At 33.0% G+C, this 233-nt stretch carries 1 protein-coding gene; it reads right to left on the bottom strand.

Annotated features, from left to right (window positions below):
• Window positions 1–204, bottom strand: a 204-nt coding sequence (locus tag H6A60_RS13660) for a hypothetical protein (RefSeq protein ID WP_205105423.1), incomplete at its 3' end; no start/stop codon positions are given.
• Window positions 205–233: the final 29 nt, after the last annotated feature.

Raw genomic sequence — 233 nt, 5'->3', positions numbered from 1 at the left:
GTATACAGGAATCCCTTTTTTATTTTTTGCATTCGTAGCGCTTAAAGCTAAAATACGCGAAAAAAAGTTCTTTATAATTTTTGCAATTTTATCTCTTGTTGTCTCCACAAATTTGCCACTCTTTAAATTTTTATATCTTTTACCTATTCCCGTTGTCTCGACAACTGTACCGACAAGAGAACTAAGTCTTTTTATATTTAGCATGATAGTCCTGGGTGCAATGGGTATAGACT

This window comes from Sutterella massiliensis (genome assembly GCF_016899755.1).
Taxonomy (GTDB): Bacteria; Pseudomonadota; Gammaproteobacteria; order Burkholderiales; family Burkholderiaceae_F; genus Sutterella; species Sutterella massiliensis.
Note: the sequence above shows the minus strand (reverse complement) of the source record. Positions and strands in the feature narration are given on the sequence as shown.